This window comes from Enterovibrio norvegicus, from assembly GCF_002876705.1.
Classification (GTDB): Bacteria; Pseudomonadota; Gammaproteobacteria; order Enterobacterales; family Vibrionaceae; genus Enterovibrio; species Enterovibrio norvegicus_B.
Genome location: NZ_MDAG01000013.1, coordinates 44,892 through 57,890, shown reverse-complemented (window position 1 = coordinate 57,890; position 12,999 = coordinate 44,892). Strand labels below are relative to the sequence as shown.

Annotated in this window: 11 protein-coding genes; 8 read left to right on the top strand and 3 right to left on the bottom strand. The window is 47.0% G+C overall.

Annotation, left to right across the window (positions count from 1 at the left end; translation table 11 throughout):
- Positions 1–8: 8 nt before the first annotated feature.
- From ligA to BCT27_RS07860, 4 genes are all read left to right on the top strand, one after another.
- Positions 9–506 carry a protocatechuate 4,5-dioxygenase subunit alpha gene (gene ligA, locus BCT27_RS07875; protein ID WP_102395488.1) on the top strand — a complete coding sequence of 166 codons (498 nt, stop codon included), beginning with the start codon at positions 9–11 and terminating at the stop codon, positions 504–506.
- Positions 499–1,413 (top strand): class III extradiol dioxygenase subunit beta, encoded by a 915-nt coding sequence (locus tag BCT27_RS07870; RefSeq protein ID WP_102395487.1) that lies wholly within the window; start codon positions 499–501, stop codon positions 1,411–1,413. Before ligA ends, BCT27_RS07870 begins: the two co-directional genes overlap by 8 nt.
- Entirely contained in the window at positions 1,410–2,351 is a 942-nt protein-coding gene (locus BCT27_RS07865; RefSeq protein ID WP_102395486.1) for a Gfo/Idh/MocA family oxidoreductase, read from the top strand. The genes BCT27_RS07870 and BCT27_RS07865 overlap by 4 nt, the downstream gene beginning before the upstream one ends.
- Before the next feature lie 131 nt (positions 2,352–2,482).
- Complete coding sequence (locus tag BCT27_RS07860; protein ID WP_102395485.1) at positions 2,483–3,493, top strand: aldo/keto reductase; 1,011 nt, start codon at positions 2,483–2,485, stop codon at positions 3,491–3,493.
- Between the two features lie 71 nt (positions 3,494–3,564).
- On the opposite strand, the gene BCT27_RS07855 is transcribed toward BCT27_RS07860, so the two are convergent.
- On the bottom strand, positions 3,565–4,785 hold the full coding sequence (locus BCT27_RS07855) for an NRAMP family divalent metal transporter (RefSeq protein ID WP_102395484.1): 1,221 nt from the start codon (positions 4,783–4,785) through the stop codon (positions 3,565–3,567).
- 402 nt (positions 4,786–5,187) lie between these two features.
- On the opposite strand from BCT27_RS07855, the gene BCT27_RS07850 reads away from it, so the two are divergent.
- A complete protein-coding gene (locus tag BCT27_RS07850; protein WP_102395483.1) occupies positions 5,188–5,685 on the top strand; it encodes a DUF2867 domain-containing protein in 498 nt (165 codons plus the stop codon).
- Here the strand turns inward: BCT27_RS07850 and BCT27_RS07845 are convergent.
- Both BCT27_RS07845 and BCT27_RS07840 read right to left on the bottom strand, forming a co-directional pair.
- Positions 5,682–7,148, bottom strand: a complete 1,467-nt coding sequence (locus BCT27_RS07845; RefSeq protein ID WP_198597527.1) for an Ig-like domain-containing protein — start codon at positions 7,146–7,148, stop codon at positions 5,682–5,684. The two genes, BCT27_RS07850 and BCT27_RS07845, sit on opposite strands and share 4 nt — an antisense overlap.
- Positions 7,149–7,303: 155 nt before the next feature.
- Positions 7,304–8,923: an MFS transporter gene (locus BCT27_RS07840; RefSeq protein WP_102395481.1), complete on the bottom strand. Its 1,620-nt coding sequence runs from the start codon at positions 8,921–8,923 to the stop codon at positions 7,304–7,306.
- Between the two features lie 468 nt (positions 8,924–9,391).
- Here BCT27_RS07840 and BCT27_RS07835 point away from each other — a divergent pair, with 468 nt between their 5' ends.
- From BCT27_RS07835 to BCT27_RS07825, 3 genes are all read left to right on the top strand, one after another.
- Positions 9,392–9,826, top strand: a complete 435-nt coding sequence (locus BCT27_RS07835) for a GNAT family N-acetyltransferase (RefSeq protein ID WP_102318394.1) — start codon at positions 9,392–9,394, stop codon at positions 9,824–9,826.
- Positions 9,827–10,470: 644 nt separating this feature from the next.
- A complete protein-coding gene (locus BCT27_RS07830; RefSeq protein WP_102318362.1) occupies positions 10,471–12,264 on the top strand; it encodes a M28 family metallopeptidase in 1,794 nt (597 codons plus the stop codon).
- Between the two features lie 123 nt (positions 12,265–12,387).
- Positions 12,388–12,963 carry a hypothetical protein gene (locus BCT27_RS07825; RefSeq protein ID WP_102395480.1) on the top strand — a complete coding sequence of 192 codons (576 nt, stop codon included), beginning with the start codon at positions 12,388–12,390 and terminating at the stop codon, positions 12,961–12,963.
- Positions 12,964–12,999 lie beyond the last annotated feature (36 nt).

Here is a 12,999-nt window from a genome sequence, read left to right as displayed (position 1 = left end):
AGTGAATAATGCGCGAAAAAAGAGATTATGACGACATTCCCGGCACCTATGTGTTCGACGGGCAGGCATCGCGCCAAGGCTATCACTTGAACATGTTTTGTTTGTCTCTCAACAAGGCGGCGAACCGTGATGTGTTTCGCCAGGATGAAGCCGCATACCTTGATAAATACCCCATGACTGACGCGCAGCGTGACGCGGTATTATCACGAGATTGGCTCGGAATGTTACGTTTGGGTGGCAATATCTATTACACCTTCAAACTGGCCATTTTTGATGGTATGACCATGCAACATGCTGGCGCGGCGATGTCGGGCAACAACATGAACGTTGACGATTTTCGCGACATGATGCTCGCGGGTGGCCGCGGTATCGACGGTAATCGCAGTAAGCAGGAATGGGCGGAGTACTATTCCAAGCCAGAAAACCGTGCGCACTATCAAGGTGATGCGAACAGCGATTTTGCTCGCCGTGCGGCCAACAAGAACAAGGATGATGCGAATGGGTAAAATAGTCGGCGGTATTGGTACCTCTCATATTCCGTCAATCGGTGCGGCTATGGATAACGGCACCATGTATGACCCCGCTCACAGCGACTACTGGCAGCGCTTTGTTAACGGTATTCAGCCTGTACGAGAATGGATGGAAACCGTTAAACCTGATGTATGCCTGATTGTGTATAACGATCATGCGTCTGCCTTTTCGCTGGAATCTGTGGCGACGTTTTCCATTGGTGTAGCGCCGACGTTTAACCCGGCTGACGAAGGCTATGGCCCGCGCCAAGTACCGGCATGTGAAGGTAACAGCGAGTTAGCTTGGCACATTGCAGAATCACTGGTGCTTGATGAATTCGACATGACCATCGTGAGCGACATGGATGTGGATCATGGTCTTACCGTGCCGTTGTCTGTGGCTTACGGGCAACCGAAAGCATGGCCGTGCCAAGTGATCCCACTGGCGGTGAATGTAGTGCAATACCCGCAACCGACGGGCAATCGTTGCTTTAATCTTGGAAAAGCTATCCGTAAAGCGGTGGAATCTTTCCCTGAAGAGACGAAAGTGGCCATTTTCGGCACGGGCGGTTTATCGCATCAGCTTCAAGGTGAGCGCGCGGGACTGATCAACACTGAGTATGACTGCCATTGGTTAGACATGATGGTGAATGATCCTGATGCGGCAAAGGCAGTGTCTCACACTGAATATTTGCGTGAAGCGGGTTCAGAAGGCATTGAAGCCATCATGTGGCTTGTCATGCGCGGCGCAATGGATGAAAAGGTGGATGAGGTTTATCGATTCACTCACGCACCTGTGTCGAATTCCCACTATGGGTTAACCGTTTTAGAAAATGCCAGTGACAGGGTCACACAAGGCACGCTGACGTTCAAGGCAGACTTAGGTTCAAGGAGTAGCGAATGAAAATCATCATGGTGGGAGAGGGTGCATTCGGCCACAAGCACTTGGATGCGCTGAAAAACATTGATGACGTGGAGGTAGTGTCGATTGCGGGTGGTGTAGAAGAAAGCACCCGTGCGACCGCAGAGAAGTATGGCATCACGCACTGGACGTTGGACTTACAGGAAGCGCTGGCACAGCCGGGTGTTGAGGCGGCAATTATTACGTCGCCGACACCTATACATGCCCGACAAGCCATCCAAGTGATGCAAGCGGGCAAGCACGTCATGGTTGAAATCCCGATGGCGGATTCGCTGGAAGATGCAGAAAGCATTGTTCGTGTGCAAAAAGAAACGGGCACAGTCGCCATGGCCGGACACACGCGCCGTTTCAATCCAAGCCATCAATACCTCAACAAGAAATTCCGCGCCGGAGAGTTGAAACTTCAACAGCTTGACGTGCAAACCTATTTCTTCCGCAGACAAAACCTGAATGCATTGGGTGAACCGCGCAGTTGGACCGATCATCTGCTTTGGCACCATGCGTGTCACACGGTCGATTTGTTTGCGTATCAAACCGGTGAAGAGATTGTTCAGGTGCAAGGCATGCAAGGGCCTAAACATCCTGAACTTGGCATCGCGATGGACATGAGCATTGGCTTGAAAACCGCGTCTGGTGCGTTATGTACCTTGTCCTTATCGTTCAATAACGATGGCCCGCTGGGGACCTTCTTCCGTTATATCTGTGATAACGGCACTTACATTGCGCGTTATGATGATCTGGTGGATGGGCGTGAGAATCCTATCGACGTGAGCAAGGTCGATGTATCGATGAACGGCATTGAACTTCAAGATCGTGAGTTTATTGCAGCCATCCGTGGGGGTCGTGAACCCAACGCCAGCGTGAATCAGGCATTGGCGGCAATGAAAGTCTTGGATGAAATAGAGAAAGTGCTCATTTAAACCGCAGATTCGTGATGTACATGCTTTGCATGTCACCCGGCACAATACGTAATGTATAAACCCTTCCTTTAACGGGGAGGGTTGTTTTGTTTAAAGCTCGACTTGTTATGCATAACACGGAAAAACACAGAATGGATAAGCGCAGAATTGGTTCGCTACAGGTTTCTCCCATTGGTTTAGGTTGCATGAGCATGTCGCACGGCTACGGCCCTGCAGACGAACCGACCTCAATCAAACTGCTCAATGAAGCGTTGGATGTGGGTTATGACTTCCTTGATACGGCCACCATGTATGGCGGTGGCAAGAATGAAGAATTATTGGCAAAAGCGCTGAAAACACGTCGACATGAATATGTGCTTGCCAGCAAATGCGCGCTGTTCAAGAAAGACGGTAAGCCGACCATTGATGGCCGCCCTGAAACGATTCGCCAACAATGTGAAGCGAGCTTGCAGCGCTTACAAACTGACGTGATTGACTTGTATTATCTGCACCGATTAGACCCAAATGTGCCGATTGAAAAAAGTGTAGGGGCGTTGGCTGACCTCGTAAAAGCGGGGAAGATTCGCGAGATTGGGTTGTCAGAAATATCGAGCGACACACTGCGTCGTGCGAATGCGGTGCATCCGATTGCCGCTGTGCAGTCTGAGTACTCTTTGTGGTCTCGCTTGCCAGAAATTCAGATGCTGGCAACCTGCGAAGAATTTGACACCACTTTTGTGGCATTCTCGCCATTAGCACGCCAGTTTTTAACGGGCAAAGCGCAAGATGCTACGCACTATGGTGACGGTGATATTCGCACGAACAACGCACGTCCGCGTTTTGAGCCTGAGGCGTTTGCCAAAAATATTCAATTGCTCGAACCGCTCAAAGACATTGCCGCGCAGCTTAAATGCACGACAGGTCAGCTAGGGTTAGCGTGGTTAATGGCGCAAGCCGATAGCCAAGGCAACAAAACCTTAGTCTCGATTCCGGGCACGAAACACATTGAGTTCATGCGCGAAAACATTGGCGCTACGCAAGTATCGCTCAGTGACAGTCTTCGTGATGAAATTGGTGCTTTGCTGCACGAAGACATGGTGATTGGCGCGCGGTACGCAGACGGGCAGATGAAAGTGATGGATTCGGAGCGCGACCGCGACTAGCCTTTTTCGCCATCGCGGACACTGAAAGAAAGCCGTCGTTGTCGACGGCTTTCTGGTGTTTAGCGGTCGGGTTAACCCACAAACTTGCTCACGAAGTTACCAATGTTGCTGAAACTTGCAGCGGCCATGATAACAACAATCAACGCGCCTGAAAGGGTCAGGTATAGCGGGTGTTTGTAGTTGCCTACGATGTCTTTACGTCGCGTTGCAGCCAGTACGAAGGCCAACACCACTGGCAGGATAATGCTGTTCACCAAGCCTGCAAGCATAAGCAGTAGAATTGGCATGTTCATCATCACAGTACCGACACTGGTGATGATAATGAACGCCACACACCATGCTTTTTCGTTGCGAGCAACCACTGGGAACAGGGTCTTAATCAATGATATTGCCATGTAGGAATTACCGACAACCGAGGTGATCGAGGCAACAAACAACACCAAACCAAAGATGAAGTAACCCACTTCGCCTGCGCCTTGGCGGAACGCATCGGCTGCTGGGTTTGAGCTATCAAGCGTTGCACCTGTTGCAATCACACCGAACACGGCAAGGAACAGCAGGATACGAATCACGACGGCGATGGAAATGCCGGCCCATGCAGCCGTTTTGATGGTCTTAACGTTTTCTTTGCCTTGCAGGCCAATGTCCACCAAGCGTTGTGCGCCCGTGTAATAGCCGCCTACTGCGCCACCCACGATGGTCAGGGTAGGGAGTAGAAGATTACCAATATCAGCAGGCATAACCGCAGCGGTCAGCGTCTCGCCCATTGGCGGCAAGCTCGTCATGGCGACGTAGGCAATCAGCACAATCATGAACAGGCCGAGGTAGCGCGCCATTTGGTCCATGCGTTTTGAGGCGTTGTGTACAACAAACAACAAGCAACCAATCACACCCGTAAACAAGGCACCCCATGTGGTATCCACACCTGTCAGAACATTGATGCCAAGTGCTGAACCGCTGACGTTACCGAAGTTGAACGCGACGGCGCCAAGGGCGAGCAAAATGCCGATGAAGTAACCCGCACCTGGGGCGATTTTGTTGGCAATGTCTTGAATGCGAAGGCCAGACACACCCACGATGCGCCAAAGGTTCATCACAATACCGAAGGTGATAAACATCGATGCGAAAACAGGGAAGGCCATGTCCATCTTGTAGATGTTGGTGAATACGGCAGTTTGCGTAAGAAATCCAGGGCCAACGGATGTTGTTGCCATAAGGAATGCGACGCTAAGAATGGCTTTGTTTTGCCAAGATGTTGTAGGGGTGTTTTGAGTAATCGTTTGCGTTGTCATGCCGAATCCAAAAGTTGTTGTCTCTCTCTTTATAAAAAAAGAAAAACAACTGACCGGGATCAGCTGACGTTTGGCGGGTAACTTGTTGAAAAGACTCGTCGTTACGGCTTGTCTTTTTGCTGGGAGCGGATACTAAAGACTCAACAAAAGTAAGTCAATCATTAAGTCAGAAAAAACGGAAGGTTTTAATGCCATTGCGTACCATTGAATGGTTTTTCGATGATGTAACACATCCGCATTGTTCGACAGTGTTTATGAGATGTGGTTAAGGTTTCTACCAGATGCGGCGAGCATGCAGCCAATTGCGTGGCTTTTGCCATTGAATCTGGGCAAGGCAATTCGTAAGGTCAAAACAGCAGAAAATTTTACGACTTTCGATATGAATTTTTAGAGGAAGCGCCAATGGACGGAATACCTAACCATGTCATGCTGAAACAATACAGTCACGACGCCACATTTTCCGACAACCATGATCGAGAGATCCGTTATAACGGGGAAACGGCGATGGATGTGTATTTGCAGGTAATGAATAGCACGCCAAGATGGGTGGGTGCGTTGATGCGATTGCGCAATCGTATTACATCCGCAATAGGCTTAAAACATTTGGGGAATTTCGATGATTTCGCTCCCGACAAAACAGATTACAAGGTCGGTGATCGTGTCGGTATTTTTACCATGATCTACCAATCACCCGTCGAGGTGATCATGGAAGACCAAGACAAACATCTTGATGTTAAAGTGTCGTTTCACATCGCCCCACATGGCGATCACGCCACTGTCACAGCAAGTACCGTGGTGCACGTTAAAAATCGCCTCGGTAAGGTGTACATGTTTTTCGTCGGCCCCATCCACAAGCTGATTGTGCCAGCGACCTTGAATAAAATGGAATCGGGACGTTAGCTGGGGGGGGAAAGGCAGGCCGCATAGTTAGGCGTTTCCGGTTTACTTTTCCCAAGGCCCGTGTCTTCAATAAAGCTATTAGTAAAGAAACCGGAAAAAGAAACGTGAGTAGCGACTTTTGTATTGTACTCTCGCTCTGAAGCAGCCCAGCCATGATTGGCTTTCATGTTTCCAAACCTGTTTCTTGTTTTGTTCATGTCACCCAATACAATTCGGCGCCAGTTGTTTTTGTAATTGAAGTTAATGTCCGCAAGGTGGTTGCAAAACCTATCATACGCACCGTCTGCGCCAAATGTGTCACTCTCTAAGTCACTGTCCCAACCAAGCCCTGTTTGTTGGAAACTGGCAAAATAAGCTGTAGTCCCTCCAGCAAGCGTTTCCGAAACGAGTTCACCATAGGTCTTGCCAGTATTGCTAGAAGTACTGTCTAACGTATACCCGAGGGCAATCATAGCAGCCTCACTCGGTGTGCCTGTAACGTACCTGTCCGCAAAGAATGCGACCTTGAGACATGCGCCAGCAGCATTGTTGAGGTCGACATCATTCACAATGCCTCCGCACAAAGGAAATGTAGCAACATTGAAGTCAGAGGGTGAGCTAGTGATTCCATTCAATGATGCAGTGATCTGCGTACTCCCAGTCGTTACACCTGTTACCGTGTTGGATGAAAAGTGTGCGATGTCACTCACCGTGCTGTTCCAGGTGACAGAATTGGTCACGTCAGATGTGCCGCCATCGTTGTACGTTGCAATGGCATTAAATGCCTGACTTCCCTCAAATGCTACCGACGCCGTTGCGGGAAACAACGTAAGGTCCGTCATTACTGTTGCAACAATTGTGAGTGGGAGGCTATTGCTGGTGAAGCCATTGGATGACGCTGAAATGGTCGTTGTACCGACAGAATTTAATGAGGGGATACCAGTATTTGAGATCGATACCACTGTGCTGTTCGAGGAATGCCAGTCGACAAGTGATGTGACATCGTCTGTTTCACCATTGCTGAATGTGCCGGACGCTCTAAACGTTGGAGAATCAGAGATAAAAACACTTTCATCCGTCGCTAGGATGGTAATGCTGGTCAAGTAGGGTTTGATGATAGTGAGGGAAAATACATGGCTTTTGACATTGTTATACGTAGCAAAAATGGATGTCATCCCTTCACTGAGCGCTGTAATAGTTCCTTCGTCATTTATGTCTGCGACAACGGGGTTAGACACTTCCCATAAAACGGAATCAGTGATGTCCACACCAGAATCTTCAGAATAAAATACCGCTTGAAGCTTGAGAGAGTCGTTAACGTTAAGTTCAGCAGATTGTGAGGTGGTCTCTGGAACACCGATCACCAAGCTCTCACCAGATTGAGATGTTCCAGACCCATCAGTAAAAATAGGATCATCCCACTGACAGCCAAGGATCTGAGAACAAATAACGACGAAGACCCCAATAACAACTGCTTTTTTCAAACCGCACCTATAATTCAATTCTTTTCATATGATCTGATTCAAGTGTAGCAACGTAGTCGCATTTTTAAATCAAAATATTAACAAATGAAACGCATTGTAAGTATTTATTTACACTTAGTTAAATTGTCTAGGCAGTTGTGTATTGAAAGTCATGTTTATGGCGAAAGGGTGTCTATATTCTCATCTAGCTTGGTTTTAATTTCATCAATCAAATCCATGATGGCGGACGCTTCATCGGCTGAAGCACCATCTAACAATGCTTCTTGGATCAGTGTGTTGATGCGTTCTTTTCTCAATATGAACAAATCGTGCAGGGAATAGGCCACTTCGAGGCGACGTTTCGGGAATTGTTCTATGAGATGACGCAGAATCTCTCCGGAACGTTTTGGATAGGCCATGACGATATTTTTGGCGACGTCATTGGCATTCAAAGCAGAGCCTTGCAAAGCGAGTTTAATCAACAAACCCGGGTCTGAGGGATTTTGTCCCAGGGCTGCAATCAAGAGTTTCAGTTCTGGATTGGTGGTGTTGGTGTCTTTAAAGTCGAGCATAGGATCAAGCTCAGACGCGCCAGGAATGGGCTGAACATTCACCTTGAATGGTGTGGTTGAAGGAAGTGTTTCGGTGCGGACAAACAGTTTTCTGAACATCAAAAACGTGAACACAAAAATATGAACGGCGATGATGTAGTAGTACAACCAAACCACGCTGAATGCATTCATTAACTGACTGGCAATGATAGGCCCGATAACGCCGCCCGTGCCGAGTAAAATCTGCATGGTACTGGTCGCTGGCATTGCTTCTTTTGAGTCGATATGGTCAAACACTTGTGTGACGGCGAGTGGGAACAAGGCAACGCCGGAACCCCCAGATATCCAGAACAAGACGGCGAGCAGTTCTATGGGATAGGGATAGAAATTATCCAAAACGATGAGACTGTTACTGATGATCCCCATGACCATTAAGCCTGAAGCGATGACACGCTTATCAAAGCGATCAGCTAACCAACCTGTTGGAAACTGCGTGAGCAGCCCACCCATTTGATAAGAACCCAAAATTAAGGACAACCAGAGGCCAGATATTTCTTTGTCATAGGCATATAACGAAATCAAAGACACGCTAGCGGCATTGATTAACCCGGCACAGAAACAGGAAAGGGTGCCTGATGGCGAATATCGCCATAATTGCTTGAGTGACAGTGGTGCGCTCTTTGCCGGTAGTTCGGGGGCGGGCAATCGGCTCATCGACATGATGATGAGCGAGAAGCACAAAAACACAGAGATTAGGCCAAATAACCTTGGGTCGCTTTCGCTAAAAATGCTGAACAAAAACGGTGCAGTACCAAAACCAACGGCGAAACAAATTTGATACGTGGCATAAACCCGGCCACGGTTGCTCCGATCACTCAGAACGTTTAGCCAACTCTCAAGCGTGATAAAACTCGTGACATAACAAAACCCCGCAATCATTCGCAGGCCACCCGTTAACCAGATATTGCTGGTGTAACTATGGATGACAGAAACAATGGAAATGGTCGCTGCCATGGAGGCAAAGGCACGAATATGACCCGCCCGAAGTACAGCGCGCGATCCAAAAAGCCCCGCACAGATGGCACCAACCGCAAACATACTCATCGCGAGGCCGATGTTTGATGTTTCGTAGCCCGTTTCCTTCATGCGTATTGGTAGCATGACGAAAAAGAGGTTATGGCTGATCGCGAACCCAAAAATGGTAAACAGGATGGGTCTGATCCTGACAAAAATACTCGTATTCATATCCGTATGTTTCGAGGTTAGATAGGCGACCGATGACGAAGTCTAACGTTCGCATTAAAAAGGATGAATCGCGCCACACCGCGGCTTTGAAGAGTAAAGTGGTATTTGTACGCTGTTTTTCATCAAACAGAACGCAGAGACGCAAAAAATGCAGATTTCATGGGGCTATGATACCACTTAACGACCTTAGTTTTGTGAGGGTATTAGGGCGTTTAAACACCTCTCTCGACACTCTGACAAGATTCTTATTACTGAAAAGTAAGAGGTAATAGGGTCTGCTCACCCTTGGTAATGATAAAACTAATATTAGGAGGTTTTGGGCGCTTTCGTTGGAAATATGCGAGGAAATAGTAAGGAATGTGAGTTGATGTGTGAGAGCCGAGGACGCATGATCGGAACAGCCAATCATTTTACCAAACCAAACCAAACCAAACCAAACCAAACCAAACCAATGCTGGGAGATGCGTTATGGATAACTATACAGTCAGCACACACTTCGATGATTTTGATATCGATGTGATTCATGATGTGCTTTCTAACAGCTATTGGTCGAAAGGCATTCCCAAAGAGACATTGGTAAGAGGAATAAAGAACTCGTTGTGTTTTGCCGCATTGACTGCGAAAGGTGAGCAAGTGGGGTTTGCTCGAATGATCACGGACCGTGCGACGTTCGCGTATTTGGCGGATGTGTTTGTGGTTGAGGCTCATCAAGGGAAAGGCATCAGTCGCCTGATTTTGGATAGCATTGCACATCACCCTGAACTTAAAGGGCTTCGTAGGATTATGTTAGCTACGCGAGATGCCCAAGGGTTATATAAAAAGTATGGGTTTGAGGAAATTGAAAACCCTGAAATATTCATGCAACGTTGGGATCCGGATGTTTATAAAGGCAATGTGGATTGACTTGGTTATGGTTTTAATTTTTCCTTAATCTTTGTCAATATGTTCTGGTGTTGAGTTTCTAAAATCTAATGTGACGTGAACGCGTTCGATTATTATATTTTCTTGTAAATATATTGAAAGAAAACCATGACGACATTGGTCATGTTTAATTGTGTTCAAACGGCCAGTGATTTTGAGCGAAATTATCCATCTCTGCTCGAATTTCAATCGTGGTTGCATATTTAAATTTCCAACGCCGCCTTTGTGTTCAAGAATGGCGGGGCAGAGGGAGTGATGTGATGATCTGGCGCACACATTTTCTTTTTACACATAAACGTCGATATTTGCTTTGTGTGAATGCCTATGCAGCTTGATGTTTAAATATACTGTTGAAAATAACACGCTGTTGTCGTTATCACACATATATGTTTTAATAATTATATTGAAAAAATGAATTCCGCACCTCACTTTACATTTAACACTTCCTCTCTTTCGTTAAGAATATGTCTCTTCATCAAGGCGAAAATACTCTTTTTGACTCGTTTATATATTAAATGAGGAAGTGTGATTCTCTGCCAACATATCTGTATTTTATTTGCCTGATTTCTGGAACATTAATTTTTTGAGTGTTTGACTGACTGAGTCAGTTAAAAAGGATGACAATAATGAAAACATTCAACGTTAGTGGAAAGAAAGTGATCGTGGTTGCGATCAGTGCTGCCCTTTTAACGGGTTTCGCGGGTTGTGAAGACCCGCGATGGGTCGCTAAAAAAGTCAGTAATGCGATGAAGGAAAAGCGCCTTGTTGACCATTTAGAAGGGTTAGAGGCCATTGCGGTACCAACGCCTGATGGTGAATCAACAACACGCGCCGCAGGTTCCGATGGTTACGCGAATTCCGTCGATTACATTACGGAGACGTTAGAGCGCCATGGCTACGAAGTGACTTATCAAGCCTTCGATTTTCGTGCTTGGGAGGAGCAGAGTGGTACATCGTTAAGCGTGAATGGACAAGCGCTGGTGCATGTTCGTAATGCGACGGACGATATTCCCGCGGACTTTGCAACCATGTCTTACTCTGGTGGTTCTGATGGCGCAGTCAGCGCTGATATTGCCTTTGTAACGCCCGATTTCAATTTTGAATCTCCAGATTATGATGACACTGATGGCTGCGAAGCATCAGATTTTGACGGTATTGATGTGTCTGGCAAAGTTGCCGTTATCCAGCGGGGTGGCTGTACGTTCAATGCCAAAGTGGTGAACGCTGAAAATGCGGGTGCAGTTGGGGCAATTGTCTTTAACCAAGGCAACAATGATGGCCGAAAAGCGGTTGTAAACGGCACATTGGGTAGCGACAGTGAAGCGACCATCCCAGCGTTTGGTGCACGTTATGATCTCGGTAAAGAATGGTATGACGCACTTGAGGCAAACACGATTGCTGCGGCGCTGAATGTGTCTGTCGAAGATGAAGTTGTCGAAACTCGCAATGTGCTCGCTGAAACCAAAGGGGGCGATCCTGATCAAATCGTCATGGTAGGCGCACACTTGGATTCCGTGCCTGAAGGGCCTGGCATTAACGATAATGGTTCAGGCACCGCGGGCATCCTTGAATACGCGATTCGTTTGAAAAAGAAACTGAAAAAACTGCATGTTGATCAGAAGAACAAGGTGCGTTTTGCTTGGTGGGCCGCGGAGGAAGCGGGTCTCGTAGGTTCTGACTACTATACCAATGAAGTGTTCGGTGCGATTTACAATGACGCACAAACGCAAATCATGGAAGAGCTAGGTATCACTGATCCTTCTGAGTTAACGGATGCACAACGTGACATGGTAGAAGCACGCTATAACGCGCTTAATCCCGTCAAGATGTACTTAAACTTCGATATGATCGGTTCGCCAAACTATATCTACGGCGTGATGGATGGTGATTTGTCGGATACGAAAGACGATCCGAACAATGCGTATCCGGGTGATTTCGAACCGCCTAAAGGCACATCTGACATCGAAAACTTGTTCAATGAGTTCTTTACCGACAACGACGAGGCAACCATTCCTCAAGCATTGTCAAAACGTTCAGACTACTCTGGCTTTGCTGACTGGGGTGTGGCATTCGGTGGTTTGTTCACGGGTGCAGAGCGTGTGAAAAGTGCTGAAGAAGCGGAGTTGTTCGGCGGTGAAGTGGATGTGGCTTATGACAAGTGTTACCACCAAGCGTGTGATGACTTGAACAACGTAAGCAACGAAGCCTTGACCAAAAACTCGCGCGCGTTGGCGTATGTCGCGACGTACTTTGCGATGACAGAAGAGTTGTTTGAAGAGCAAGAAGAACAGAAACAACGTTCGCTTCTTCGTTCAGCGCCGCAAGATAAACACCGCATCGGTGAAAAAATCAAAGCAGCGTCTCGCGAGACGGCTGATCACGGTCACTTCCACGGAGATTTCGACCAAGATCGTGACTAAGTTTTCTCGATATACGTAAAAACAAGGGAGCCAAGTGGCTCCCTTTTTGTACCTATAATAAGACAATCGCTGTCAAACTATATTGGTAGCCTTAGTATGTCTGTAAATTCCTAAGGAGAGGAAATGAAAAATTTATCGAGATGTGGTGTTTTCACCATTGCCGTATCGTCTTTTCTAGCTGGTTGTACTCATATGGCAACAAACAAGTTGGAAGCTACCAATGGAACTGGGGCTATAGCAATTCCAATCTCAATTGTGACTAACTCAGAGTCAAAAAAATACCCTTGTCGTTCTCTAGAATTAGTTATCAAGAAAACATTTGTTGATCCGAGTGATCTTAACGAAGGCATCAAAGAAGAAATATATGTTGGCAAGAAACCAACATATTCACTGATTACGAATCTAGCGCCAGGTGACTATTCAGTAGGAGAATATCGCTGTTACGCTAACTATCGCCGTGTTTTTAATGATTCAAAATCCTATTTAACAAGTTATGCAGGGCTGAGTTTTGAGGTTAAGGCTGATCAGGTACTTATTCTGAAGAAAGGATTTGAGGGAAGTGTCGACTATGATGCCGTTGGCGGTTCTAGTTTTAATTATGGGTTTTATAGCGCCACCGGCGGTCAAAAAGAAAGCATAAAAGAAACGATGACCAATCAAGGGCTACCCGCTGGATGGACAATCGTTGAGCAGCAATAGCATCGTACGCAATTCAATAAAAGCCCCAAGATAAGG

What these genes read in the sequence shown, in the direction of transcription:
- ligA (WP_102395488.1), top strand. Translation starts at nt 9, where the DNA reads ATGCGCGAAAAAAGAGATTATGACGACATTCCCGGCACCTATGTGTTC.
- BCT27_RS07870 (WP_102395487.1), top strand. Translation starts at nt 499, where the DNA reads ATGGGTAAAATAGTCGGCGGTATTGGTACCTCTCATATTCCGTCAATC.
- BCT27_RS07865 (WP_102395486.1), top strand. Translation starts at nt 1,410, where the DNA reads ATGAAAATCATCATGGTGGGAGAGGGTGCATTCGGCCACAAGCACTTG.
- BCT27_RS07860 (WP_102395485.1), top strand. Translation starts at nt 2,483, where the DNA reads ATGGATAAGCGCAGAATTGGTTCGCTACAGGTTTCTCCCATTGGTTTA.
- BCT27_RS07855 (WP_102395484.1), bottom strand. Translation starts at nt 4,785, where the DNA reads ATGACAACGCAAACGATTACTCAAAACACCCCTACAACATCTTGGCAA.
- BCT27_RS07850 (WP_102395483.1), top strand. Translation starts at nt 5,188, where the DNA reads ATGGACGGAATACCTAACCATGTCATGCTGAAACAATACAGTCACGAC.
- BCT27_RS07840 (WP_102395481.1), bottom strand. Translation starts at nt 8,923, where the DNA reads ATGAATACGAGTATTTTTGTCAGGATCAGACCCATCCTGTTTACCATT.
- BCT27_RS07835 (WP_102318394.1), top strand. Translation starts at nt 9,392, where the DNA reads ATGGATAACTATACAGTCAGCACACACTTCGATGATTTTGATATCGAT.
- BCT27_RS07830 (WP_102318362.1), top strand. Translation starts at nt 10,471, where the DNA reads ATGAAAACATTCAACGTTAGTGGAAAGAAAGTGATCGTGGTTGCGATC.
- BCT27_RS07825 (WP_102395480.1), top strand. Translation starts at nt 12,388, where the DNA reads ATGAAAAATTTATCGAGATGTGGTGTTTTCACCATTGCCGTATCGTCT.